This is a genomic window from Paenibacillus naphthalenovorans (assembly GCF_900099895.1).
GTDB lineage: Bacteria > Bacillota > Bacilli > Paenibacillales > NBRC-103111 > Paenibacillus_G > Paenibacillus_G naphthalenovorans.
Genome location: NZ_FNDY01000003.1, coordinates 143,920 through 169,178 on the forward strand (window position 1 = coordinate 143,920; position 25,259 = coordinate 169,178).

The following is a 25,259-nucleotide window of genomic DNA, read 5'->3' on the forward strand; positions in this document are numbered from 1 at the left end:
GTGATCCCATGTTTAAATTTAACGACGAAAAAGGCCAGCTGAAATGCTCCTTTTGCGGCAAATCGCAAGAGCAGGTGCGCAAGCTGGTTGCCGGACCGGGCGTTTATATATGCGATGAATGTATTGAGCTTTGTACGGAAATCGTTGAGGAAGAATTGGGCCATGAAGAAGAGCTCGATCTGAAGGATGTACCCAAGCCGATGGAAATCCGGGCTATTTTGGATTCCTATGTTATCGGGCAGGAGCAGGCCAAAAAATCGCTCTCCGTTGCGGTTTACAACCATTACAAACGGATCAATACGCAGCAGGGCAAGCTGGATGATGTGGAGCTGCAAAAATCCAATATTGCGCTAGTGGGTCCGACCGGGAGCGGAAAAACGCTGCTGGCGCAAACGCTGGCCAAAATATTGAATGTGCCGTTTGCGATAGCAGATGCCACTTCACTCACCGAAGCCGGGTATGTAGGGGAAGATGTGGAAAACATTCTTTTGAAGCTGATCCAGGCTGCGGATTACGACGTCGAAAAAGCCGAACGCGGCATTATCTATATCGACGAGATCGACAAAGTGGCGCGCAAATCCGAAAACCCGTCCATCACACGCGATGTATCGGGCGAGGGTGTTCAGCAGGCGCTCCTCAAAATTCTTGAGGGTACGGTCGCTTCCGTTCCGCCGCAGGGCGGGCGCAAGCATCCGCATCAGGAATTCATCCAAATCGACACAACGAATATCCTGTTCATTTGCGGAGGAGCGTTTGATGGTTTGGAACAGATTATTAAACGCCGGATCGGCAAAAAAGTCATCGGGTTTGGTACGGATGGACACAAAGTCGATCTGAAGCCGGGCGAGTATTTGTCGCTTGTGCTGCCTGAGGATTTGCTGAAGTTCGGTTTAATTCCAGAATTTGTAGGCCGTATTCCGGTTATCTCCACACTGGAGCCGCTCGATGAAGCGGCGTTGATCCGGATTTTGACTGAACCGAAGAATGCGCTCGTCAAACAATATCAAAAGCTGCTTGAGATGGATAATGTTACGCTCGAGTTCGAGGACGAGGCGTTGGAAGAGATTGCCAAAGAGGCGATCAAGCGCAACACCGGGGCACGGGGCTTAAGAGCCATCATTGAAGGCATTATGCTCGACGTGATGTATGAAGCGCCTTCCCGTACCGAATCGTCCAAATGCGTTGTAACGAAGGAAGTGGTCCAAGCCAAGATCGCTCCGCAGATTACAGCCCTCGACGGCCAAACGGTGAAGAAAAAAGAAGAAAGCGCGTAAGCGCAGGATAAACAATAAAATCAAACACCTCCAATCCGCTGCCGAAAATTCCTTGTTTCACCCGTTCAGGGGCCAAGGAACACGCGCTTCGGAGCGGAGGATGTTTGGTATCATGGGAGAGAAGAAAACAGATGTTTCATAGAACGGAAACAATTCCGGTCAAAGTTGGAAATCTGACCATTGGCGGCAGCAACGACGTGATCATCCAAAGCATGTGCACGACCAAGACGGCGGATGTGAAGGCGACGGTAGCGGAGATTCATCGGCTCGAGGAAGCCGGCTGCCAGATCGTGCGCGTGACAGTAAACAATAAAGAAGCGGCGGAAGCCATTAAAGAGATCAAAAAGCAAATCTCTATTCCGCTTGTAGCCGATATCCATTTCGACTATCGTCTGGCGCTGCTGGCGATTGAGAACGGTATTGATAAGGTGAGAATCAACCCGGGGAACATTGGCCGCCGCGAGAAAGTGGAAGCCGTGGTCAGGGCTTGCAAAGAGCGGGGAATTCCGATTCGCATCGGTGTGAATGCCGGATCCCTGGAGAATCATCTTTTAGAAAAATATGGCTACCCGACTCCTGAAGCCATGGTTGAGAGTGCCTTGTACCATATTCAAATTTTGGAAGAGCTTGATTTTCATGATATCATCGTATCTCTTAAAGCCTCCGATGTACCTATGGCCATAGCCGCTTACACGAAAGCGGCGGCTGCATTCCGCTACCCGCTGCATCTGGGTATCACGGAAGCAGGAACATTATTCTCCGGAACGGTAAAAAGTGCCGCGGGTCTAGGGGCGCTGCTCAGTATGGGGATCGGTTCCACCATCCGTATCTCGCTTAGCGCGGATCCGGTGGAAGAAGTCAAAGTATGTCGCGAGCTTCTCAAATCATTCGGTTTGATCACGAATGCGGCCACGCTTGTTTCTTGTCCGACTTGCGGACGTCTTGACATTGATCTTTTCTCCATTGCCAATGAAGTTGAAGAATATATTTCCAAGCTGAAGGTACCGATTAAAGTTTCCGTGCTGGGTTGCGCCGTCAATGGCCCCGGCGAAGCTCGGGAAGCCGATATCGGAATTGCCGGAGCCCGTGGAGAAGGCTTGCTGTTCCGCTACGGCGAAATGATCCGCAAAGTCCCTGAAGCCGAACTCCTTTCCGAACTGAAGAAGGAAATCGATCATATTGTCGATCATTTTAATAAAACCGGTGAAATTCCCGGCAGAAAGCATCATGCCAATGCATAACAACGGCTTTAAACGAGAATGCCTTGGATCTGTCTTTTGCGAGACGGATACGAGGCTTTTTTTGCACCCTGCTTACATAAACGTATAAAAACGGGGATAAAGACCAATAACAAAATAAACCAAAGTCTAGGAGGGATTGGATGACGTCTTTAAATATTGTTCCAGCCCTATGGCAATATGATCGGCGATGGCTTGCTGCCAATCCGGCCGGACCAGCATTTCGCGGTCTTGATGATTCGTAATAAAACCCATCTCCACAATAACGGTAGGTATCCGGCAGTGCTTAAGCAGATAGTAAGTCTTTCCGTAGAAGGGTTTTTCGTGAATGCCGTACAAATGATTCAGCGAATGCTGAAGATGCTGGGCCAGCTGTTTGCTCTGCTCATTTTTTTGATGAAGAAGAATGGCTCCTCTTTTGGACGAATTTCTGGCCGAATTGACGTGTAAGCTGATCATCGCCTTAGGTTTGATTTCATTGGCCAAATGACTCCGCTGCGCCAAATCCTTCAAATGTCTCGATCTGCTTCTCAACCACAGATTTTCGCCGCTGAGCGCATAGTCTCCCGAACGGTTGAGAAGAACAATATAGCCTTTTTTCCGTAAAGCCTCGTAGGTTTTTTCGGCAATGGCCAAATTAATGTCCTTCTCCAACAGCTCCCCATACGAAGTTCCGCCGTCGATTCCTCCATGGCCTGCATCGATAATGACATCCACATTCGATATAGCCGGATGTTCGCTTATTGCATTAGGCTGCAAAAAGGAATCGGGAGCTGATGCCTGCACCTGCTGCACCTGCACCAAAAGTCCTGGCAACTTGGGCATAAGTAAGATCGATAGCGCTAATCCGAGTGATGCCATACGTTTAATGATGATTCGTGTGGCCATAAAACTCACCCCTGTCGTCCAATGAAATGTGCTGCCTTCTTTAGCATCCCCCAAAAAGTTTCTCGAGCTTTAGCGATTAATGCTACCACGACTGGGCAATAATACCATATATGTTATCAATGAAACTGCAACTGACCCCGGAAATATCCGCAAACAAAGCCCGGTCAGCTGAAATCATATGGAGGTCAAAACGCTATGAACATCAGTGTAGTTTTAATGGTGATCCAGTTGTTTTTTGCCATTGTAATCGGGATGTACTTTTGGAATTTGCTGCGCAATCAGCAAACGAACCGTACGGCCGTAGACAAAGAATCCAAGAAGGAACTGGAGAAGCTGCGCAAGCTTCGTTCCATCTCGCTCAATAAGCCCCTTGTAGAGAAAACACGCCCGTCATCGATGGAAGATATCGTTGGACAAAAAGAAGGTCTGCGCGCGCTGAAGGCCGCTTTATGCGGGGCTAACCCGCAGCATGTCATCATTTACGGGCCGCCGGGAGTAGGAAAGACGGCAGCTGCCCGTGTAGTGCTGGAAGAAGCGAAGAAGAATCCGGAATCCCCGTTTCGTCCCGACGCCAAATTTACGGAAATCGATGCGACCACGGCAAGATTTGACGAACGCGGCATTGCCGATCCTTTGATCGGCTCCGTTCATGATCCGATTTATCAGGGAGCCGGAGCCATGGGGGTTGCCGGTATTCCCCAGCCCAAGCCGGGTGCGGTGACCAAGGCGCACGGAGGAATATTGTTCATAGATGAAATCGGGGAATTACATCCACATCAGATGAATAAATTATTAAAGGTACTTGAAGATCGTAAAGTATTTCTTGAGAGCGCATATTATAATTCGGAAGACACGAATGTGCCGAGCTACATTCATGACGTGTTTCAGAACGGGCTGCCGGCAGATTTTCGGCTTGTCGGTGCTACGACGCGCAATCCGCAGGAGCTTCCTCCCGCCATCCGTTCCCGCTGCATGGAAATTTATTTTCGCCCGCTGCTGCCCGATGAGATTGGCATGATTGCCGCCAAAGCGCTCAAAAAAATCGGGTTTCCCGAGAACAGCGCAGCGATCGATGTGGTGAAAAAGTATGCGACCAACGGACGGGAAGCCGTTAATGTGATTCAGTTGGCGGCGGGCATGGCATTGACGGAACAGCGCCGCGAAGTGTCGGCGGCCGATATTGAATGGGTGGTCAACAGTTCTCAGCTTTCTCCGCGTCCGGAGAAAAAAATTCATTCGCAGCCTGAAATCGGTTTGGTGAACGGATTGGCCGTCTATGGCCCCAATATGGGAACGCTAATGGACATCGAGGTAACGGCAATCCCCGCGGCACAGCCGGGCGGCGGACAATTTACGATTACGGGTGTCGTGGATGAGGAAGAGATGGGAGGGGGCGCGCGGACGCTGCGGCGCAAGAGTATGGCTCGCGGCTCCGTAGAGAATGTGCTAACCGTTCTTCGAAGACTCAACATCAGGCCGCATGATTTCGATCTGCACATCAATTTTCCGGGAGGCATTCCGATTGACGGACCCTCTGCGGGAATTTCGATGGCTGTTGCCATCACATCGGCCATTAAACAAATTCCGGTGGACAACCATATCGCCATGACTGGCGAAATCAGCATTCACGGGAAAATAAAGCCTGTGGGAGGGGTTATTGCCAAGGTGGAAGCCGCTTTCCAGGCAGGAGCAAACAGGGTCATCATTCCCAAGGAGAACTGGCAGGAAATTTTTGCAGGTTTAAACGGTCTGGAGGTCATCCCCGTCGATTGCATTGAAGAGGCGCTGTATCATGCATTGGGCATGGAACTCCACGTTTCATCCGAATCCCTGGATTTGGTTCAGGAGCCCGCCTCTCCCGCTTCTGTAACAATACTGCACGCCGATGCGCTCGAATAGGGCGATTGGCGTCTCTTTTTGGATAAAGGCGCTGATTGGTGTTTTGAAAACAATTTTGATAAAATGTAAATCACAGCATGTATGTTAAGTCTGGAGGTGCTCGCCAATGGGACCGAGCAAACAGAAGGTGCGTCGTTTGCCGCTGCTTCCGCTGCGGGGATTGCTCGTCTATCCGAGCATGGTTCTACATTTGGACGTAGGCAGAGAGAAGTCGGTGCGTGCGCTCGAGAAAGCGATGGTCGAGGACAGCATGATCCTGCTGTGCTCGCAATCCGAAGTAAATATTGAAGAACCGAAGAACGAAGACATTTACCGGATCGGTACCATTGCCAAAGTACGTCAAATGCTCAAGCTACCCAACGGTACGATCAGGGTTCTTGTGGAAGGCGTCGTGCGCGCGGAAATCACCGAGTTTCTGGTCAATGACGAATATTATGAGGTTCACGTCAAGGAACTGCCCGAACAGGAAGTGTCCGATCCGGAAATCGATGCATTGATGCGTACCGTATTAAATCAATTCGAGCATTATATTAATCTTTCAAAGAAAGTGACCCCGGAGACGCTGGCCGCCGTCTCCGATATTGATGAGGCGGGAAGACTGGCGGACGTCATTTGCAGTCATCTATCTTTAAAAATTAAAGATAAACAAGAAATCCTGGAAACCGTGGATGTGCGTTTGCGGCTGGAAAAGCTGTTGAACATTCTGAACAACGAACGGGAAGTGCTGGAGCTCGAGCGCAAAATCAGCCAACGCGTCAAAAAACAAATGGAGAAGACGCAGAAGGAATATTACTTGCGCGAACAGATGAAGGCTATCCAGAAGGAGCTGGGGGACAAGGAAGGCCGCGCTGGTGAAGCGGAGGAGCTGCGCAGCCAGCTGGCGCAAAGCGAAGTGCCGGAGAAAGTAAAAGAGAAGATCGAAAAAGAAATCGATCGGCTTGAGAAAATGCCGGCTACATCGGCGGAAGGCTCGGTGATCCGCAATTACATCGATTGGCTGCTTGCCCTTCCCTGGTCGCATTCGACAGAAGACGATCTGGATATCCGCAAAGCGGAGGAAATCCTTAATCAGGACCATTATGGCTTGGAGAAGCCCAAGGAACGCGTTCTTGAATATTTGGCCGTACAGAAGCTGGTCAAAAAAATGAAAGGTCCGATTCTGTGTCTCGTAGGGCCTCCGGGCGTCGGGAAAACGTCGATTGCCCGCTCCATCGCACGCTCTTTGGAACGCGAATTCGTTCGAATTTCTTTGGGCGGAGTGCGGGACGAGGCTGAGATTCGGGGACACCGCCGTACTTATGTCGGCGCCATGCCGGGACGGATCATTCAGGGGATGAAAACGGCCGGGACCAACAACCCTGTTTTCCTGCTGGATGAAATCGACAAGATGGCGATGGATTTTCGCGGCGATCCGGCATCGGCGCTGCTGGAGGTCCTCGATCCGGAACAGAACAGCACGTTCAGCGATCACTATGTGGAAGTTCCTTTCGATCTATCCAAGGTGATGTTCATTACGACGGCCAATGGCGTGCACAATATTCCGAGACCGCTGCTGGACCGAATGGAAGTGCTGTATATCCCGGGCTATACCGAGATCGAGAAGCTGCATATCGCGCAAAATTATTTGCTTCCGAAGCAGCGGAAAGATCACGGGCTGACGGATGAGCAGCTGATCGTAGATGAAGCGGCGCTGATGAAAACGGTTCGCGAGTACACAAGGGAAGCCGGCGTCCGCAACCTGGAGCAGCAAATTTCATCGATTTGCCGAAAGGCCGCCAAGCAGGTCGTCGGCGGAACAGAAAGCGTGCACGTACAGGAGGACAATCTTAAAGAGTTCCTGGGTCAACCCAAATTCCGTTTTGGGATGGCGGAAGAAAAAGACCAAGTCGGAGCCGTCACGGGACTTGCCTGGACAGAAGTCGGCGGAGACACGCTGGTGATCGAAGTGACGGTCATGCCCGGCAACGGCAAGCTGACTTTGACGGGCAAGCTCGGCGATGTGATGAAAGAGTCCGCTCAGGCCGCATTCAGTTACACACGTTCGCGGGTTGAGCAGTTCCATATTCAAGCCGATTTTCATGAAAAATTTGATATTCATATACACATTCCGGAAGGAGCCATCCCGAAGGATGGGCCCTCTGCCGGAATTACGATGGGCACGGCGTTGGTCTCGGCGCTTACCGGTATACCTGTCTCCCGCCATGTGGCCATGACAGGAGAGATTACGCTTCGCGGCCGCGTGCTTCCGATCGGCGGATTGAAGGAAAAGTGCATGGCTGCCCACCGGGCAGGCATCCGTACGGTCATCTTGCCCAAAGATAATGAAAAGGACATTGAAGAAATACCCGAAAGTGTGCGCAGCGATTTGAACTTTATCCCTGTTTCCCACATGGACGAAGTTCTTGAACATGCTTTAGTCAAACCTGTAGGAGTCTAATATATATGCGCCGATTGAATCCGCTGCGCGGAGATCGGTTCGGATCAATCGGCATCCGTTAGAAATGAGTGAAATGGCATGAAAGTAAATCAGGCTGAATTTGTGATCAGTGCCGTCGGTCCAAGCCAATATCCTTCCGATGCCTTGCCGGAAATTGCTCTGGCAGGGCGTTCTAATGTCGGCAAATCTTCATTAATCAACCGTATGATCAACCGTAAAAATCTGGCCCGCACCAGCTCGAAGCCCGGCAAAACGCAGCAGCTTAACTATTACCGGATTAATACCGATTTATTTTTTGTCGATTTGCCCGGTTACGGCTATGCGCAGGTGTCCAAAACCGAACGGGAAAAGTGGGGGAAGTTCATCGAGGAGTACCTGCTGAAGCGGGAATATTTGCAGCTTGTGCTGCAGGTTATTGATCTTCGTCACCCGCCTTCGAAGGACGATCAGGCGATGTATGCCTGGCTCAAGCATAAAGGGGTTCCGGTGTGCCTCGTAGCCACGAAGGCGGACAAAATCCCGAAGGGCAAATGGCAGAAGCACATGAAGATCGTTAGAGAGACGCTGGGTGCGGACAAGTCCGACCCGCTTGTGCTGTTCTCTTCCGAAACGGGACTCGGTAAAGACGAGTTGTGGTCCGTCATCGAGCAGCGGATCGGAGACGGCGCAATATCGGAGCCTGAAGATGCAATAAATAACACCAAAGAAAATGAAAGCCGATAAAAGAAGAGCCCTGGTCTTGAACACAGGAAAGACTGCGGGCTGCTTCTTTTTGCCTTTTTACGGCATTGGTACGGGGAACTGCGAAACAAAGGGAGGGAGAAAGAGTTATTTACCCGTTCCCCCGGTCTTCTGAGGGGAAAAAGCGAATTTTTCTAATTTCCGGCGAAATACAAAACCTTGGGAGCAGGAATATTAAATAATTATGTAGTATAATGTATAGAGAACAACTGAAAATAGGCTCAAGCTTAGGTTCGAAAAAAATGAATCGAGGGATTTTTATGGCAAATAGGTTAGCGACTGAATACGTCAAAACCTGCCTAAAGTTAACGGAAGCCGAGATGACCCAATTCATTCAAATGTTTGTCGACCAGGGGGCTTCTTTGCAAGTCAAAGTTCTTGAAAATGGAAATCAAGAGGTTGTGCTGCAAGACGACGCTGGTGAAGAAATCGTCCTGCCGTTTGAGCGGCAAATGAATTTGTATGTATGTCAAGGCACTTGCCGGATGAAAAATAGAAATCTGGTTAACGCCATGCGAAAAGCAGTATCCGTCTTTAAAGGGGATGCTGTCGTTCACCGGATTTATCATGCTTACACCATGGTCTACACATATAAACAAGGCGCAGTCGTCAAGATTGTGGAGAAGGCGAAGAATGCCGAAAAAGTGGTTTATGAATTTAAGGATACGCTCGGTCAATTGGAGCATTTGTTCCATAAGAATGAGGTGGAGCAAGAGATCAGGTGGCTCAAGGAGCAAGTGAACAGCCTTCTTGACCTTCGCAATGAGATCACGGAAAATTACGTTCGCGACCAGATCGATGTCCGACTTCGCAAACTGACGCATCGTTTGTTTGTACTTGAAGCTTAAGATAATGCGTTTATTCATAGGAACTCTTTCCGGTTCGGCTTTGCTGTGCCGGGGAAGGGTTCCATTTGCATTTTTATACACCTTTGTTTATACCGGTTCCGGATATCGCCGTTACAGCCGCCAATGGGCTTGGGATGAAGGCCATCGTCAATTCACATGGGACATGTTTTGTACATATTTTGTTGTTGGGTGTTCACGGATGATAGGGAAAAACGAATTTGCAAAAAAAAGTATTGCATTTCTGGTCAATAGATGTTATTTTTATTTTCGTTGAAAAAATAATAGGAACCAGGATTCACTCAGGACATGTAATGTTGCGAGAGATTATTCCCTCGAGAAGTGAATGACGTAGGTCCTAGCGGATGAAATTTTCAAAACATTTTATTCCTAGGAAGGGGGAACCGGAAGATGGAATACTCAACTTTCGGAAGACACGTAGCTGTAGATACATGGGGAGTCGATTTCGAACTTCTCAATAATGCTGAATGGTTACAAGCACAAATGGTAGAAGCTGCCGAGGTTTGCGGGGCGACCGTTTTGTCGGTGCAGTCCAAGCAATTTGAACCACAAGGCGCAACGGTTCTTGTATTACTGTCAGAAAGTCATCTCTCCATTCATACGTATCCTGAGAAAGGCTTCGCAGCGCTCGATTGTTATACCTGTGGCGAGACGGTCGATCCTCAGCTAGCGATTGAACATATGCTCTCCGTTCTGAAGCCGGAGGTTGCACACGCTAAAAAACTGGTTCGCGGTGTGGGTGAACTGCAAGTCGAAACACCGGTATTGAAGCAAGCGGAATTGGTTAAATCATGAATTGAACATATCATAACCACGGAATCGTTTCCGTGGTTATTTCTTTTCATTCCCTCCCATACATATCAAGTAATTGCTTGGTTGAGAGGGGATTCGGCTGCATGCAGGCAGTCATCCGGAGGCCAAGAAAAAAATGAAGCCGGCAAGTATACGTCCCGGTATTCCGGAGGAAAATAGAAATGCGGTCTTGAACAAGAAAATTTTGAAAATAAGCCGTGAATGTGAAAAAAAGTTCATAAATTATGTCGAAGAAGCTCGGACAACTATGCTATAATAAATTCAATTTAAAAGGAGGAGGCAGGTGAACCAGATGCATATCGTCGTGGCAGGTTTAAATTATCGAACAGCGCCGGTATCGATCAGAGAAAAATTTGCATTCGCCGAGAAGGATTTGCCGCTGGCGCTGAAAGAGCTGAAGAACATCAAAAGCGTGATGGAATGCGTCATTGTGGCCACCTGCAACCGGACGGAATTATACGTTGTGGTTGACAGCCAGCATTTGTGCGGACATCTTTTACGGGGATTTATTGAAAAATGGTTCGATGTGCCGAAAGAGCAGTTCAATAAACATCTTTACGTTTTGGAGAATGAGAAAGCCATTGAGCATTTGTTCCGGGTGGCGAGCGGACTGGATTCGATGGTGATCGGTGAGACGCAAATTTTAGGCCAGGTTCGTGATGCTTTCCTTTTGGCACAGCAGGAGAAGACGACGGGTGTCTTGTTTAACACGCTGTTCAAGCAGGCTGTTACCATGGCTAAACGAGCGCACACCGAGACGGGAATCGGGGAAAATCCGGTATCTGTCAGCTATGCGGCGGTGGAACTCGGCAAACGCATCTTCGGGAGCTACCAGCGCAAGAAAGTGCTGATTATCGGCGCCGGGAAGATGAGCGAGCTGACGGTAAAGCATCTGTACGCCAACGGAGCGGATAAAGTCATCGTTGTGAACCGTACGCTAAGCCGGGCGCGGGAGCTTGCAGATAAGTTTAGCGGCGTCGCAAGCACGATGGACCGTTTGATGGCTCATCTCGAAGAGGCGGACATCGTCATCAGTTCCACAGGGGCGTCCGGTTATGTATTAACTGCCGGGCAGGTGTCTTCCATATTGCAGCGCCGCCGCTCCAGACCTCTGTTTATGATCGACATCGCCGTTCCGCGCGACCTGGATCCGCGTTTGGGTGAAATGCCGAATGTTTTCTTATATGACATTGACAATCTTCAATCCATCGTCAATTCCCATTTGGAAGAACGCCGGAAAGCGGCGGTACAGATTGAAGAGATGATAGGGATGGAGATCGCGGCTTTTGAACAGTGGACGAAGACGTTGGGTGTCAGTCCTGTTATTCAGGCGCTGCAAACGAAAGCGGCCTCCATTCATGAGGAAACCATGGACAGCTTGCTGAAGAAGCTGCCCGAATTGGATGAACGCGAATTGAAAGTGATTCGCAAATTAACCAAAAGCATTGTCAATCAAATACTGCGCGATCCCATTGTCCGTATTAAAGAAATGGCAGCCGAGCGTCATGGGGATGATGCGCTCGAAATGTTCACGAAAATTTTTGCCTTGGAAGAGCAGTTGGCCGAGCAAAAGCGGATGGAGCAAGCGGCGCAGAAGCAAGAAGAGGAAGCTGCGCAGGAGCGGATGAAAGAGGAGCTTCTTTCCAAGGTAAGGGCATCCGCCACGCCTGCTGATGTTCTGGCCAAAGCCTAACCGGAAAGGGAGGCCATGGTTACGCAAACTTGGTTGTATGATGCCATTATTTATATCTATGCCCTGAGCCTCCTGTTTTACTTCTCGGACTTTGTCGGTTCGAACCGAAGTGCAAAACGGATGGGAACAGGGTTGCTTTCTTTTGTATGGGTGTTGCAAACGGCATACTTGGTTTACAGCCTGGTAGAACATAGAAATTTATCGACCTTTTCGATGTTCGAAACGCTGTTTATTTTTTCTTGGCTGCTGGTGACTGTGTCCATTCTTATCAATCGTTTTTTTCGGATCGAATTGTTTGTCTTTTTGGTTAATGTGCTGGGATTTGCTGTGCTGGCGGCCAACTTTTTCAGCAGGCCGGGAATTTCTCCTACACTGTCGCATTGGAATATTAATGACGAGCTTTTATTCATTCATATTACGTTGGCGGTGGGAGGCTATGCAGCCTTCGTCGTCTCGGCGGTATTTTCCGGCATGTACTTGTTTTTACATCGCATGCTGAAGGAAAAGAAGTGGTCCCAGCAGATGCTGCGGCTTCCAAGCTTGGAGAAGACGGATCGCTATGCGTTTGTGGCTGCGGTGATCGGTGCTCCGCTGCTGCTGCTGAGCATTTCCCTTGGTATTGTATGGATTGCGCTTGAGGGTGATTTTACACTCTTTTTCGACTCTAAAGTAGTGAATTCATGGTTTGTTCTTTTGGCTTATGTTTTTTATTTATTTCAACGGATGCTGTTGAAAGCACCGGGCAACCGGCTGGCGCTTTGGAATTTGGCGGCATTCGTGATCACCCTGCTTAATTTCTTGCTGGCGAATTACTATTCCGGCTTTCACCAATGGTCGTAAGGGAGGAAGTGCGGATGGCGGCCAAATCCAATGGACCGGCTGCGGGACGGAAAGACGGAGCCAAAATATGGTACCCGGTGCTGCTTGATCTTGAGGACAAGCCGTGCCTTGTTGTCGGCGGCGGAAGGGTCGCCGAGCGTAAGGCTTGTACCCTCATGGAAGCCGGGGCGAGCGTGACAGTGGTCAGCCCGCGGCTTACCCCGCAATTGGAAGCGTGGGCGGAGCAAGGGCTTATACGGACGCAGCGTGAGGAATATACCGCCGGTCTTCCCGTACTGGCGCAGGCGTTTCTCGTGTTCGCCGCTACCGGCGATGCCGAGGTGAATGCGCAGGTATGTGCCGAAGCGGAAGCCCTCGGTAAGCTTGTGAATTCGGCCGATGATGCGGAGGCCGGAGGGTTTATTGTACCGGCGACCCTGAGGCGCGGCCGGTTGACGCTGGCGGTATCGACGGCAGGCGCAAGCCCATCGCTGGCCGCCAAAGTGCGCAGGCAGCTTGAAGACATGTTTGGAGAAGAGTACGCGCCGTATCTGGAGCTGATGCATGAACTGCGCATGACCGTCCAGACTGTCGTGTCCGATACGTCTGAACGCCAGGAGTTGTTTCGGGCCATGCTGGAGTGGAAGCTGCTTCCTTTGTTTAAGTCAGGGAGACTGCCATATGATCATCTCCGATCGGAGCTGCTGCGCCGCGTGGCGGAAGACCCGACAATCGACGGGATCTGCAGCATCGGAGATTGGTTGCTGAGTCTACAAAACGCTTGGAATGGGCATGAATGAAAAGAAAAAGAAGACCAGACGGATGGTTAAAATACTGTCTGATCACAAAGGGTTATTCAAGCGGGCTTCGCTCAGAAGCTTCTTAATTTATATCAGGTCATTAGCTATAAAGGCTGATTGAGTGGACAAGGGGTTGACCGAACGCATGCGTAAAATCGTTGTAGGTACCAGACAGAGCGCGCTCGCTCTGACACAAACCGGACAGGTGATCGATCATCTTAAGGAGTTGTGTGAGCGGAACGGCATCGAAGTGGAATTCGAATTGAAAAAAATCGTGACCAAAGGCGATCGGATTCTCGATGTAACGCTTTCCAAGGTAGGCGGTAAAGGCTTATTCGTTAAAGAAATTGAACAAGCGCTGCTCGATGGCGAAATCGATCTGGCGGTACATAGCATGAAGGACATGCCCTTCGAGCTTCCGGAAGGCTTGGTGATCGGCGCTATACCTGAACGGGAAGACCCTCGCGACGGGTTGATTACGATCGGGGGTCGGGGGTTGGACGACCTTCCCGAGGGGGCAAAGATCGGGACAAGCAGCTTGCGCCGCTCAAGCCAATTGCAAAACTATCGGCCGGACTTCCGGATCGAACCGGTAAGAGGCAACATCGATTCAAGGCTGGGCAAGCTGGAGACAGAAGGCTTCGACGCCATCGTGTTAGCCGCGGCCGGTTTGCGTCGTATTGGCTGGGAGGATCGGATCAGCGCATACCTGCCTCCCGAGTTGTGTCTCCCGGCCGTAGGACAGGGAGCGTTATGTATCGAGTGCCGCGGCGATAACGAATTCGTGCTGGATCTCCTGGCCGGGTACCGCCATGAGCCTACAGCGATTGCGGTAAGCGCGGAACGAAGCTTCCTGGGCCGCTTGAACGGCGGCTGCCAGGTTCCGATCGGGGCTTATGCCCAATTGGGCGAAGTGAACGCCGACGGTAAACCGGAAATCACGCTGACCGGTATGGTGGGATCGCCGGACGGCAAACGGATGTTAAAAGAAACAATGAACGGAACAGATCCGGAAAAGCTGGGATTAGCTTTAGCCGAGGCACTAATCGCCAAAGGAGCTGCAGAGCTGCTGTCCATAGCTGGGGAATAGGGGAGAAACGGTTGTGAATAAGGGTGTCGTTTATCTTGTCGGTGCCGGACCAGGGGATCCGAAGCTGATTACGTTGAGAGGCTTGGAGGCAATACAGCGGGCCGATGTGGTTGTTTACGACAGACTTGCCAGCCCGCGTCTACTGAAGCATATGAAGGCCGGTGCGGAGAAAATTTTTGTGGGCAAGCTGCCCGACAAGCATATGATGAAGCAGGAGGAAATTAACCGGCTGCTGGTCGACCTTGCGCTTCAAGGAAAGACCGTGACCCGGCTCAAGGGCGGAGATCCGAGCGTGTTCGGACGCGTGGGAGAGGAAGCGGAGCTGCTCGCGGACAACGGGATCAAGTTTGAAATTGTTCCCGGCATTACTTCCGCCATCGCCGTGCCGGCTTATGCCGGAATCCCGGTAACGCATCGCGATTTTACTTCTTCCTTTTCCATCGTGACGGGGCATGAATATAAAAATAAAACATACTCCAGCGTGAATTGGGATAACTTGTCGCAAGCGTCCGGCACACTTATTTTTTTAATGGGTGTGGCTAACCTAGAGCAAATATGCAACCGGCTGATTCATGGCGGCAAATCTCCGGAGACTCCTGTGGCGCTCATTCGATGGGGAACTTGGATGGAGCAGGAAACATTGACGGGAACATTGACGGATATCGCGGAAAAGGTGAGAGCAGCCAATTTTCAATCGCCGGCGGTTACGATCGTTGGCGAAGTCGTGAAGCTAAGAGACAAGCTCTCCTGGTTCGAGAAGAAGCCGCTCTTCGGACGGCGAATCCTGGTCACCCGTGCGCGCAGTCAAGCCAGTGATTTAGCCAACCAAATCGATGAACTGGGCGGAGAAGCGGTGGAGTTTCCGGTGATTCGTACACAGCAGACAACCGATCCCGCTGCTCAAGCGCTGCGGGATGACGCCATAAGCTCTGTGGAACAGTTTGACTGGATTATGTTTACAAGCGTAAACGGTGTGGAGTTTTTCTTTCAAAGAATGCGGGAGCTGCGTAAGGATATACGCTCTCTTGCGAAGGCGCGTATTGCGGCCGTCGGTCCGAAAACAGCGGAAGCGTTGGAGGAGCGAGGCCTGATGATTGAAACGATCCCTTCACGGTATCAAGGGGATGCGCTGCCCGAAGCATTGGCTGCCGAGCTGCAGCCGAATCAGCGTGTGCTTCTTCCTACAGCGAATATCGCCAGGGACGCGCTGCCTCATAAGCTCAAGGAACTCGGTTTGCATGTAACCAAAATCGATATGTATGAAACGGTGCTGGAAACCGATCACGGTGATGAAATCATCGAGCTGCTCAAGCAGGGTAAAATTCATATTGTCACGTTTACAAGCTCATCTACAGTAACAAATCTGCTTCGCGCATTAAAGGAGCTTGGCGAGCATGAGCCGGTTGAATTGCTCCGGGGCTGCAACATTGCTTGTATCGGTCCGTTAACCGCCCAAACTGCTTTGGATGCAGGACTGAATGTAGACTATATGGCCAAAGAAGCGACGGTTTCGTCGCTTGTGGCCAGCTTATATCAACAGGATAGCGGCGAATAAAGCCGACTAACCGCAGCTAGGAGGAGAACTTATGAGTTTCCCGCTCGTTCGAAATCGCAGACTGCGTACGTCCCACGCAATACGTAATCTGGTAAGAGAGCACGCTGTTTCCACGTATGATTTGATTTATCCGATATTTGTAACCCATGGTTCCGGAATTAAAGAAGAAATCAGCTCAATGCCGGGCGTATACCATCTGTCAATAGACCGGTTGGAAGAAGAAATTCGTGAAGTGACGGCTCTTGGTATTCAAGCCATTCTCTTGTTTGGCGTACCGGAGCATAAAGATGCTCACGGAAGCTCGGCTTATGACGCAAACGGCATCGTTCAGCAGGCTGCCCGCCGGATCAAAGAATGGAATCCCCAGCTTTTAGTCATTGCGGATACCTGTCTGTGCCAATTCACGGACCACGGCCACTGCGGCATCGTTCATTTTGATGAAGCCAAAGGGCGTGCCGAGGTGTTGAACGACCCTACGCTGGAGCTGCTCGTCAAAACGGCGGTGTCTCAAGCCGAAGCCGGTGCGGATATCATTGCACCGTCGAACATGATGGATGGTTTCGTGTATGCGATCCGTCAAGGGTTGGACGAAGCCGGCTATGAGCACGTGCCGATCATGTCTTATTCCGTCAAATATTCTTCTTCATTCTACGGACCGTTCCGTGATGCAGCCCATTCGGCGCCGCAGTTTGGCGACCGGAAGACGTATCAGATGGATCCCGCCAATTCCCGCGAAGCGCTGCGTGAAGCGGATGCCGATGTCGCGGAGGGCGCCGATTTTCTCATGGTGAAGCCGGCGCTCGCTTATATGGATATGATTCGGATGCTGCGCGACCGTTATGATCTTCCGATTGTCGCTTACAACGTCAGCGCGGAGTATTCCATGGTCAAAGCCGCGGCCGCACAGGGCTGGATCGATGAGAAGGCTATCGTGATGGAAACCATGGTCGGCTTTAAGCGGGCGGGCGCGGATCTGATCATTACTTATTTCGCCAAGGACATTGCCCGTTGGCTGAAAGAAGAATAACCGAATCGGTCTATCGTGTAATCAAACGTTTGTCTTCCAGCTCAGCTGCAGGACAAACGTTTTTTCATTAGATTTGCCGCCTTCATCGAAGGGGCCGGACGTTGGCCAATGGGATGACTGCCATGGCGGCTCTCCGTTCCCGGGATGAGCGAGATATTTTCCTTGAAATCAGCTGTCATACATTTGTCGGAAAACGGCGGCTGACATACGTTGTTACCTGCTTTCAAATAGGGCATAATGGAAAGTATACAACGGGAATGCGGAAAAGAGGAATCCAATATGAGCTATAATGATTTGTTTATCCGTGCTTGTAAAAAGCAGGAAGTGGATACGCTGCCGGTGTGGTATATGCGGCAGGCGGGACGGTATGACCCGGATTATCGCAAAATCAAGGAAAAATACAGCCTTCTTGAAATTTGCAGGCAGCCGGAGCTGGCGGCGGAAGTGACCATGATGCCGGTGAAAAAGCTTGGCGTCGATGCGGCGATTTTGTATTCGGATATCATGAATCCCGTCGCTTCGATCGGAATCGATTTTGATATTGTCAAAAATATCGGTCCGGTGATCCATAACCCGATTCGCACGTCTGCGGATGTGCAAAGGCTGAAGCCGATTCAGGTGGAGCAGGATTTATCACACGTCCTGAAGACGATTGAAATTCTGGTTGGAGAGCTGCAGGTTCCGCTCATTACGTTTGCGGGTGCGCCGTTTACCATTGCCAGCTATTTGATTGAAGGCAAGCCCTCCAAGAGCTACATCCGCACCAAAGGGCTGATGTACGGTGAACCGAAGATTTGGTTTGAGCTGATGGACAAATTGGGAGACATGGTCATTACATATCTGAAAGCCCATATCGCTTCCGGCGCCAAAGCGGTGCAATTGTTCGACAGCTGGGTCGGGGCGCTGTCTCCGGCCGATTATCAAACCTATGTGCTGCCGACGATCCGCCGTATTTTTGCCGAGATGGAATCTTATGAGGAGCCGAAAATTTATTTCCCGGGCGTCAGCTCCGGGGAGCTGCTGCCTTATCTACGGGATGTCCAGGCTGACGTTATCGGACTGGATTGGCGTGTTCCGATTGCAGAAGGACGTCGGCGCGTAGGCAGCCGGTTTGCGGTGCAGGGCAATTTGGACCCTTATGTGCTGACAGCTCCCATGTCCGTCATTGAGGCACAGGCTAAGGCCATTATCGATGAAGGCATTCAAAAGCCGGGGTACGTGTTCAATCTAGGGCACGGCTTGTTCCCGGAGGCTTCCTTGGAAAAGCTGAGGGAGCTCACAGCGTTTATCCATACGTACTCCCGTCAGGCGCTGAAAGCGCAGGGAACTTTCAAACAGGAAAGCGGTGTATAACATGAGTGCGACGGAGATCAAACGGATTGGTGTTCTTGTCTTGTCTTACGGAACGCCCAAAAGCATCGATGACATTGAAGCCTATTATACGCATATCCGGAGAGGGCATCCTCCGACGCCGGAGCAGCTGCAGGATTTGAAAAATCGCTATGAAGCGATTGTGGGAGGCGTATTTCCGCTTAGGGAGAACACCGACAAACAAGTGAAGGCTCTGGAGGACCGGTTGAACGAGAAATATCCGGACACCACGTTTATTTGCTATCAAGGCTTAAAGCACGCGGCCCCTTTTATAGAGGACGGCGTAGAGCAAATCGTTCAGGACGGACTTACGGAAGCGGTCGGCGTGGTGCTGGCTCCGCATTATTCCTCGATGAGCGTTGGGGGGTATATGAAACGGGCGCAAGCGAAGGCGGATGAGCTTGGTTTAAACATCCGGTTCGTTCGCAGCTACCATTTGCATCCCAAGCTGATCGAAGCTTTGGCGGAGCGGGTGGAAGAAGCCTTGAACCGATTCGAAGGGGTGGAGAAGGACCGGATCAAGGTGATTTTTACCGCACACAGCCTGCCGGAAAAAATACTCGAGATGAAAGATCCGTACCCTGAGCAGCTGCTGGAAACGTCCAGAGCGGTCGCCGCTAAGACGGGTCTGACGAATTGGCAGTTCGGCTGGCAGAGTGCGGGACAGACCGGAGAGCCATGGCTTGGTCCCGATGTCCTGGACGTGCTGCGCACCATCAAGCAGGAAAAGCAGGCGGAGCATGTACTGATCTGCCCGGTCGGATTTGTTTCCGATCATCTTGAAATTTTATACGACCTCGATATTGAAGCGCAGCTAACGGCTCGCGAGCTCGGACTGCATCTGGAACGTACCCGTTCCTTGAATACCGACCCGCTGTACATGGATGCGTTAAGCGACGTCGTTTACGCGCAGTTGGAGAGGAATTGATGGTATGGACGGCAATGCCAGACACGTCGTTATTGTTGGCGGAGGCATAACGGGGCTTAGCGCCGCTTATTATTTGAAGAAGAGTACGGCCGCCCCCTTGCGGATTACGGTGATGGAAAAAGGCGGGGCGTTCGGGGGGAAAATCGTCACATTAAAGCGGGACGGCTTCGTTATAGAGAAAGGCCCGGATTCGTTCCTGGCGCGAAAGCAGGCGATCATTGATTTAACCCGGGAGCTAGGGCTGGAGGACAAGCTGACCGGTACGAATCCCAACGCGAAAAAAACGTACATTCTATCGGGCGGGAAGCTTCACCGGATGCCTGACGGCCTTATGCTGGGAATTCCTACTCGGCTAGTTCCTTTCATGCGGACGGGTCTTCTGTCGCTGTCCGGCAAGGCGCGTGCCGCACTGGATTTGGCGCTGCCCAAACGAACATCGCCGGAAGACGAGTCGCTCGGGCACTTTTTAGAGCGGCGGCTGGGGGCGGAGGTGCTTGCGCAAATCGCCGAACCCCTGCTTGCCGGCATCTATGCAGGCGACACGTACAATTTGAGCTTAAGAGCGACCTTCCCGCAATTTCACTCGATTGAGCAGAAGCACCGCAGTCTGATCCTGGGCATGATGCAAAACCGGAAAGCGGGCGGCGAGGAAAGCCGGACGCTGCCCGAGGCCGCACGTAATACGATGTTCCTCACCTACAGGGATGGACTGGAGACACTGGTTGACGGGCTGCTGGAAGCGCTCGATGATGTGCGTCTTCTAAAGCATTGCGGTGTTTCGCGGGTGGAGAAGGCGGAGGAAGGTTACCGCGTCATTCGGGAAGACGGAGAGATAGAGGATGCGGCTGGTGTCATTATAGCGCTCCCTGCCTACGGCATAAGCGAAGTGCTCGGTTCCGGGGTTCCTGAAATACGGGAGCTGGACAGGATCGAATATGTCTCCGTCGCGAACGTTATCCTGGCATTCAATGCCGAGGACATGGTACGGGAGCTCGACGGTTCGGGATTTGTCGTGCCAAGGCGGGAAGGGCGGTTTATTACGGCTTGCACCTGGACGTCCAAGAAATGGCTGCATACCGCGCCTAGCGGCAAAGTGCTTCTGCGCTGCTATGTCGGACGTTTCGGAGACGACCGTTGGCTTCATATGACGGAGGACGAAGTTTTCCGTGAGGTACGTAAAGATTTGAGAGAAACGATGGGCATTACAGCCGAGCCGTTATTTATGGAAATGACGAAGCTGATGCGTTCGATGCCGCAATACCCTGTCGGCCATCTCGAGCTAATCGGCCGCGTTCGCCAAGGGTTGTCCGAGCGCATGCCCGGTGTGCTGGTGACGGGAGCGGCGTTCCAAGGCGTAGGGCTGCCGGATTGTATTCGTCAGGGAAAGGAAGCTGCGCAGCAAATGGCGGCACAGCTTCAGTAGCATTGGAAAAAGCCCGACCTCATCGGGCTTTACATTTTTTGATTAAAGGGAAGAAAAGATGTGGCGGCCTGCAATGGGAATGGTATAATGGCTGTGAGATTGTCCAGTTACCGGGATACCGGTTTTAAGATGGGTTTAAGTACAATTATAGAAAAAGGTGGGGCCTAAATGAACGAAAAGCGCAAACGTTCCGACACGCGTTCCGCTGAAGCTTTTGCGGAAGCCAAAAAATACATACCTGGCGGGGTGAACAGCCCGGTCCGCGCCTTCAAATCGGTCGGTCTCACACCGCTGTTTGTGGTTAAAGGAGCCGGTTCGCGTGTCTATGATGTGGACGGCAACGAGTTCATTGATTACATCGGATCCTGGGGTCCGCTTATTCTGGGACATGCTCATCCGGAAGTGATCGAGGCCGTAAAACGCACGGCGGAGCTCGGAACGAGCTTCGGAGCGCCAACAGAGCTGGAGACGGAAATGGCCAAGCTGGTGGTTGAACGGATTCCTTCGATCGAGGTTGTCCGGATGGTGAATTCCGGTACGGAGGCAACGATGAGCGCGCTTCGGCTGGCGAGAGGCTACACAGGCCGCAATAAAATCCTCAAGTTCGAGGGCTGCTACCACGGGCATGCGGACTCTCTGCTGATTAAGGCGGGTTCAGGAGTTGCCACGCTGAGCCTTCCGGATAGTCCGGGCGTACCGGAATCCGTAGCGGTCAATACGATAACGGTTCCATATAACGATCTGGCGTCGGTGCAGCTCGCGTTTGAAAAATTCGGTGAAGAAATCGCCGCGGTCATCGTCGAACCGGTAGCCGGTAACATGGGCGTCGTTCCGCCGCAGCCGGGCTTTCTTGAAGGTCTGCGTCAAACGACCTCCTCCTACGGCAGCCTGTTGATCTTCGACGAGGTCATGACCGGTTTTCGCGTCGGCTTACACAGCGCTCAAGGGCTCTACGGCATTACGCCGGATCTTACCTGTCTCGGCAAAATCATCGGCGGGGGTCTTCCGGTAGGCGCGTACGGCGGCAAACGGGAGATCATGGAGCATATTGCTCCGGCCGGACCGATTTATCAGGCGGGTACGCTGTCGGGTAATCCGCTTGCGATGGCAGCCGGCTACACGACGCTCAAGCTGCTGGGAGAGCCGGGCGTTTATGAGGAGCTGGAGCGGAAGTCCGCCAAATTGGAGCAGGGCTTCAGGAAAAACGCGGCCGAGCTGGGAATCCCGTCTACCATCAATCGCGTGGGCTCCATGGTATGTCCGTTTTTTACAGACACGAAAGTGATCAATTATGAGACGGCGAAACGTTCCGATCTGGACCGGTTTAACCGTTATTTTGCCTCACTGCTTGATGAAGGAGTCAGCATCGCCCCTTCGCAGTTCGAAGGGATGTTCGTGTCCGCCGCTCATACCGACGCGGATATCGATGCGACGATTGAAGCGCATTACCAGGCTTTGAAGCGCTTGTGAACCTTCAAACCGTTTTGGTCAAGAGACGCAACCCAATGAAGCCGCCCCGTATTCTTTCTGCATTGAGGAATACGGGGCGGCTTTGATTATCGTCAGCCTGGAACGGCTGCAGAGTTCGGCGGTTGCTGTTATTTTGCTGCAGGAACGGTTTCCGTCACGGTTCCGGCGGGAACTTTGCCGTTGGAGTCCCCGACAACAACAGGCGCCGGAGCCGGACCGGAAACCGGGGGAGGCCCGGTTTTGTCCACAGGGACGCCGCTGCCATCCGTGTTTTCCGTTTCTTTCTGTCCTGCAGGGGCAGGCGAGGGGGAGGAAGCGTCTCCCTCATGGGCACCGCTTTGCTTTGGCGGCGCCGTTCCGGCGGCGGTGCGGGTTTTGCCGCTGTCGTCCCGCTGATTTCCGCCCGCTGCGGGCTTGGTCTCTGCTGATGCGGACCCGCTTTTCGCTTTTTCACCGCCCGGGGATTTGGCAGGTACGGCAGCACGGGTTTGTTGTTGGCGCGCTTTCTTCTCCGCCTGTTCCCGCAAATATTCGGGATGGTCATGGGAGCCGCCCGGATCGATTTTATCGATGCCGTCCCAGACACGGTTGGCGACAACGGATGACGGATTGTCATAAACGAGAAACGCGGACGGCAGTCTGCGCTCGCCATAGCGGCTGGACGGATGGGTAATCAGCTCGCCCCCGACTACCATCTCGGAGGAGGCTCCGCCATCCAGATTTCCGGCGTTGACGGCCCCTTCGTTGAGAAGCAAATCTTGAACCTCCTTCAAGGTGGCTCCTACGCTGTTCGCCTGGCGGCCGTCGATGACGATGAAGATGACGGTTCCGTCGGTTCTTTGCCCGACGGCTGTCCGCGGCGCACGGCCCCATCCGCCGTCGCCGCTTGTAATAAGCGGCTTGCCGTTGGCAATCAGCCTTGGATAAAACGAAACGGCTTCGGATATCCCCATATCCCTCAGCTCGAAAATATTATATTTGCCGATGACTAGCTTCCCTTCCCTGGTAAAGCCGACAATATGCTGCGGAATACTTCCGTCTTGATCCGTGAAGACGATATCGCCGCCCGAAATGATGACACCGATGGCCGCAAAGCCGTTGCCCAGTCCCTCCGGATCATCGAAGCTACCTCCGTTGACGCCGGCTACAGCACCGGTACGGGTAACCATGGACGTGATTCGTTCCCCTTCCCCAGGCTTGGATGGGGTCATGACGCGGATCGATTTGGGATCGTATACGTACAACTTTTTTCCTTTCCATAACGGTCCCGAAATATCCTCTACTTTAATCAGTTCGTCTGCGGAGCGGCGGTTTCCGATGTTCACCATGCCCAGATCCTGCTTTTCCCTGGCGGCATCCTCAATCGCGTTCTGCATTTTTTGAACCAGTAAGTCCCGCCGCTCGGCTCCGACAAAAATCCAGGCCCAGCTCCGGTGCTGCGTGGTAATGACCGTTTCTGCGAGCCGTTCCCTTATTTCGCTTCCCGGCTTGGTCAAAAATAAAAAACTGGAGACCCCAAAGGCGAACAGAGCGACCCCAAACAGCGTTCTCTTCAGCCTGCCCCAGTTACGAATGGTCCGCAAGACAGTAACCAATCGAAGTCTCTCCTGTTATTGATGTAATGGAAAATGAACATAGGTCAAATCATATATTTTCCTCACATTCTATCATAATAAAGAAACCATGAATAGAGATTTGATATAGCAAAATAGAGGAAGTCCCGGAAGTATAACTGCTTTGAGAAAAAGCTGCGTTTTGGTAGAATTGACGATAGGTCAACGGATGGAGGAAGTTACGTGCTCTTGAAAAAATACAGTTTTTATGGAATTACCCTGGAAATGATTATCGTCATGGGGCTGTTCTTTGTCCTGCTTTTGGTCATCATGGCGGCGGCGGGGATGGAGCGGAAACGCCGCCGAAAGCATCTTGCTGCCGACGGTGCCAAGGAGGATTCCCCGAGATGAATGCGCGGCGCCGCAAAGGGGAGTGGCTTGAATGGACAGTCAAACGGGACGTGCATTCCATAGAAGATATCCGCGAGGAACTGGTTGAAACGATAGGCGGCCGATTTCTTACAAAGCTGAACCGTTCCGGCGGTATTCAATGGAAAGGACGCAGGGTGATGCTCCGCTTGTTTCCCGAGGAAACGCTCCAATATGAGCCGGAATGGGCGGACATCGAAGTGCTGTATGAGGACGATTTCAGCCTTGTGGTAAACAAGCCGCCGGGTATGAAGGTGCATCCTACGCGGGAGGGGGAGTCCGGTACGCTGCTTCACGCGCTGGGTTGGCATCTGGAATCGACGGGACAGCGCTGCCGTCCGCGACCTATTCACCGGCTGGACGAGGATACGACAGGACCGGTGCTGGCGGCCAAGAACGAATGGGCGCAATATCGGTTGGATGAAGCGATGCGGGACAAACGCGTAGAGCGGATATACGTCGCTCTGGTTCAAGGACATCCTTCCGACAACAGCGGCATGATCGACGCGCCGATCGGACGCGACAGGCACCATGCGACGAGAAGACGGGTATCCCGAACGGGGGATGCGGCAGTGACACGTTACGAGGTTTTGGAAAGGTTGCGTTCTGCCTCGCTTGTACGATTAAGGCTGGAGACGGGCAGAACGCACCAAATCCGCGTTCACATGAGCCATTTGGGACATCCCCTGTTGGGAGACCTGCTTTACGGCGGCCGGGCGGCGGGCATGGCCAGGCAAGCGCTGCACGGGGATGTGCTGATGTTTCCGGAGCCGCTCACGGGCGAAAGGGTGCAGGTGCGCGCGCCTTGGCCCGAAGACTTTGCGGCTCTTTATGAACAATTGAAAAAATAGTAGTCATGCTCCTCCCGCAGCAGCCATATAAATTGTAAAGACCAATGCGCTGACGATCTTTTCTTTTTTACGGAAAGGTGCAATAGGGAAGGGA

The 25,259-nt window shown here is 52.0% G+C and carries 21 protein-coding genes; 19 read left to right on the top strand and 2 right to left on the bottom strand.

The window, feature by feature from the left end; all coding sequences use genetic code 11:
* Positions 1–8: 8 nt before the first annotated feature.
* Both clpX and ispG read left to right on the top strand, forming a co-directional pair.
* Positions 9–1,274 (top strand): ATP-dependent protease ATP-binding subunit ClpX, encoded by a 1,266-nt coding sequence (gene clpX, locus BLT35_RS04630; RefSeq protein ID WP_062409271.1) that lies wholly within the window; start codon positions 9–11, stop codon positions 1,272–1,274.
* Positions 1,275–1,405: 131 nt separating this feature from the next.
* A complete protein-coding gene (ispG, locus tag BLT35_RS04635) occupies positions 1,406–2,515 on the top strand; it encodes a flavodoxin-dependent (E)-4-hydroxy-3-methylbut-2-enyl-diphosphate synthase (protein ID WP_054819244.1) in 1,110 nt (369 codons plus the stop codon).
* Between the two features lie 126 nt (positions 2,516–2,641).
* Here the strand turns inward: ispG and BLT35_RS04640 are convergent, their stop codons facing one another.
* Positions 2,642–3,400: an N-acetylmuramoyl-L-alanine amidase family protein gene (locus BLT35_RS04640; RefSeq protein WP_083351185.1), complete on the bottom strand. Its 759-nt coding sequence runs from the start codon at positions 3,398–3,400 to the stop codon at positions 2,642–2,644.
* A gap of 195 nt (positions 3,401–3,595) precedes the next feature.
* On the opposite strand from BLT35_RS04640, the gene lonB reads away from it, so the two are divergent.
* From lonB to hemL, 15 genes are all read left to right on the top strand, one after another.
* Positions 3,596–5,299 (top strand): ATP-dependent protease LonB, encoded by a 1,704-nt coding sequence (lonB, locus tag BLT35_RS04645; RefSeq protein WP_074727132.1) that lies wholly within the window; start codon positions 3,596–3,598, stop codon positions 5,297–5,299.
* A 106-nt stretch (positions 5,300–5,405) separates the two neighbouring features.
* Positions 5,406–7,736, top strand: a complete 2,331-nt coding sequence (gene lon / locus BLT35_RS04650; RefSeq protein ID WP_074727133.1) for an endopeptidase La — start codon at positions 5,406–5,408, stop codon at positions 7,734–7,736.
* Between the two features lie 78 nt (positions 7,737–7,814).
* Complete coding sequence (gene yihA, locus BLT35_RS04655; protein WP_074727134.1) at positions 7,815–8,459, top strand: ribosome biogenesis GTP-binding protein YihA/YsxC; 645 nt, start codon at positions 7,815–7,817, stop codon at positions 8,457–8,459.
* A 278-nt stretch (positions 8,460–8,737) separates the two neighbouring features.
* A complete protein-coding gene (locus tag BLT35_RS04660; RefSeq protein ID WP_054819245.1) occupies positions 8,738–9,325 on the top strand; it encodes a hypothetical protein in 588 nt (195 codons plus the stop codon).
* 408 nt (positions 9,326–9,733) lie between these two features.
* Positions 9,734–10,138 (top strand): adenosylmethionine decarboxylase, encoded by a 405-nt coding sequence (speD, locus tag BLT35_RS04665; RefSeq protein ID WP_074727135.1) that lies wholly within the window; start codon positions 9,734–9,736, stop codon positions 10,136–10,138.
* A 310-nt stretch (positions 10,139–10,448) separates the two neighbouring features.
* Positions 10,449–11,849, top strand: a complete 1,401-nt coding sequence (hemA, locus tag BLT35_RS04670) for a glutamyl-tRNA reductase (RefSeq protein WP_074727136.1) — start codon at positions 10,449–10,451, stop codon at positions 11,847–11,849.
* A gap of 15 nt (positions 11,850–11,864) precedes the next feature.
* The gene (gene ccsA / locus BLT35_RS04675; RefSeq protein ID WP_062409264.1) at positions 11,865–12,689 is read left to right on the top strand and encodes a cytochrome c biogenesis protein CcsA; all 825 of its coding nucleotides are present in this window, start codon (positions 11,865–11,867) and stop codon (positions 12,687–12,689) included.
* Positions 12,690–12,703: 14 nt separating this feature from the next.
* The gene (locus BLT35_RS04680; protein WP_074727137.1) at positions 12,704–13,468 is read left to right on the top strand and encodes a precorrin-2 dehydrogenase/sirohydrochlorin ferrochelatase family protein; all 765 of its coding nucleotides are present in this window, start codon (positions 12,704–12,706) and stop codon (positions 13,466–13,468) included.
* A 145-nt stretch (positions 13,469–13,613) separates the two neighbouring features.
* Positions 13,614–14,558 (top strand): hydroxymethylbilane synthase, encoded by a 945-nt coding sequence (gene hemC, locus BLT35_RS04685; protein WP_074727138.1) that lies wholly within the window; start codon positions 13,614–13,616, stop codon positions 14,556–14,558.
* A gap of 13 nt (positions 14,559–14,571) precedes the next feature.
* Positions 14,572–16,113, top strand: coding sequence for a uroporphyrinogen-III C-methyltransferase (gene cobA / locus BLT35_RS04690; RefSeq protein ID WP_139170766.1), 1,542 nt, complete (start codon positions 14,572–14,574; stop codon positions 16,111–16,113).
* Positions 16,114–16,144: 31 nt separating this feature from the next.
* The gene (gene hemB / locus BLT35_RS04695) at positions 16,145–17,140 is read left to right on the top strand and encodes a porphobilinogen synthase (RefSeq protein WP_054819247.1); all 996 of its coding nucleotides are present in this window, start codon (positions 16,145–16,147) and stop codon (positions 17,138–17,140) included.
* A gap of 279 nt (positions 17,141–17,419) precedes the next feature.
* On the top strand, positions 17,420–18,493 hold the full coding sequence (gene hemE, locus BLT35_RS04700; RefSeq protein WP_062409260.1) for a uroporphyrinogen decarboxylase: 1,074 nt from the start codon (positions 17,420–17,422) through the stop codon (positions 18,491–18,493).
* Between the two features lies 1 nt (position 18,494).
* Positions 18,495–19,439 carry a ferrochelatase gene (gene hemH, locus BLT35_RS04705; RefSeq protein ID WP_054819249.1) on the top strand — a complete coding sequence of 315 codons (945 nt, stop codon included), beginning with the start codon at positions 18,495–18,497 and terminating at the stop codon, positions 19,437–19,439.
* Between the two features lie 4 nt (positions 19,440–19,443).
* Entirely contained in the window at positions 19,444–20,862 is a 1,419-nt protein-coding gene (gene hemG / locus BLT35_RS04710) for a protoporphyrinogen oxidase (RefSeq protein WP_074727140.1), read from the top strand.
* 168 nt (positions 20,863–21,030) lie between these two features.
* Positions 21,031–22,332 (top strand): glutamate-1-semialdehyde 2,1-aminomutase, encoded by a 1,302-nt coding sequence (gene hemL, locus BLT35_RS04715; RefSeq protein ID WP_074727141.1) that lies wholly within the window; start codon positions 21,031–21,033, stop codon positions 22,330–22,332.
* Between the two features lie 128 nt (positions 22,333–22,460).
* Here hemL and BLT35_RS04720 read toward each other — a convergent pair whose 3' ends face one another.
* Positions 22,461–23,927, bottom strand: coding sequence for a phosphodiester glycosidase family protein (locus tag BLT35_RS04720; protein WP_254777508.1), 1,467 nt, complete (start codon positions 23,925–23,927; stop codon positions 22,461–22,463).
* 201 nt (positions 23,928–24,128) lie between these two features.
* On the opposite strand from BLT35_RS04720, the gene BLT35_RS26765 reads away from it, so the two are divergent.
* Both BLT35_RS26765 and BLT35_RS04725 read left to right on the top strand, forming a co-directional pair.
* Positions 24,129–24,296: a hypothetical protein gene (locus tag BLT35_RS26765; protein WP_160327385.1), complete on the top strand. Its 168-nt coding sequence runs from the start codon at positions 24,129–24,131 to the stop codon at positions 24,294–24,296.
* Positions 24,293–25,165 (top strand): RluA family pseudouridine synthase, encoded by an 873-nt coding sequence (locus tag BLT35_RS04725; RefSeq protein ID WP_074727142.1) that lies wholly within the window; start codon positions 24,293–24,295, stop codon positions 25,163–25,165. The genes BLT35_RS26765 and BLT35_RS04725 overlap by 4 nt, the downstream gene beginning before the upstream one ends.
* Positions 25,166–25,259: the final 94 nt, after the last annotated feature.

Coding starts and splice junctions, on each gene's coding strand:
- clpX (WP_062409271.1), top strand. CDS start 9: ATGTTTAAATTTAACGACGAAAAAGGCCAGCTGAAATGCTCCTTTTGC.
- ispG (WP_054819244.1), top strand. CDS start 1,406: ATGTTTCATAGAACGGAAACAATTCCGGTCAAAGTTGGAAATCTGACC.
- BLT35_RS04640 (WP_083351185.1), bottom strand. CDS start 3,400: ATGGCCACACGAATCATCATTAAACGTATGGCATCACTCGGATTAGCG.
- lonB (WP_074727132.1), top strand. CDS start 3,596: ATGAACATCAGTGTAGTTTTAATGGTGATCCAGTTGTTTTTTGCCATT.
- lon (WP_074727133.1), top strand. CDS start 5,406: ATGGGACCGAGCAAACAGAAGGTGCGTCGTTTGCCGCTGCTTCCGCTG.
- yihA (WP_074727134.1), top strand. CDS start 7,815: ATGAAAGTAAATCAGGCTGAATTTGTGATCAGTGCCGTCGGTCCAAGC.
- BLT35_RS04660 (WP_054819245.1), top strand. CDS start 8,738: ATGGCAAATAGGTTAGCGACTGAATACGTCAAAACCTGCCTAAAGTTA.
- speD (WP_074727135.1), top strand. CDS start 9,734: ATGGAATACTCAACTTTCGGAAGACACGTAGCTGTAGATACATGGGGA.
- hemA (WP_074727136.1), top strand. CDS start 10,449: ATGCATATCGTCGTGGCAGGTTTAAATTATCGAACAGCGCCGGTATCG.
- ccsA (WP_062409264.1), top strand. CDS start 11,865: ATGGTTACGCAAACTTGGTTGTATGATGCCATTATTTATATCTATGCC.
- BLT35_RS04680 (WP_074727137.1), top strand. CDS start 12,704: ATGGCGGCCAAATCCAATGGACCGGCTGCGGGACGGAAAGACGGAGCC.
- hemC (WP_074727138.1), top strand. CDS start 13,614: ATGCGTAAAATCGTTGTAGGTACCAGACAGAGCGCGCTCGCTCTGACA.
- hemB (WP_054819247.1), top strand. CDS start 16,145: ATGAGTTTCCCGCTCGTTCGAAATCGCAGACTGCGTACGTCCCACGCA.
- hemE (WP_062409260.1), top strand. CDS start 17,420: ATGAGCTATAATGATTTGTTTATCCGTGCTTGTAAAAAGCAGGAAGTG.
- hemH (WP_054819249.1), top strand. CDS start 18,495: ATGAGTGCGACGGAGATCAAACGGATTGGTGTTCTTGTCTTGTCTTAC.
- hemG (WP_074727140.1), top strand. CDS start 19,444: ATGGACGGCAATGCCAGACACGTCGTTATTGTTGGCGGAGGCATAACG.
- hemL (WP_074727141.1), top strand. CDS start 21,031: ATGAACGAAAAGCGCAAACGTTCCGACACGCGTTCCGCTGAAGCTTTT.
- BLT35_RS04725 (WP_074727142.1), top strand. CDS start 24,293: ATGAATGCGCGGCGCCGCAAAGGGGAGTGGCTTGAATGGACAGTCAAA.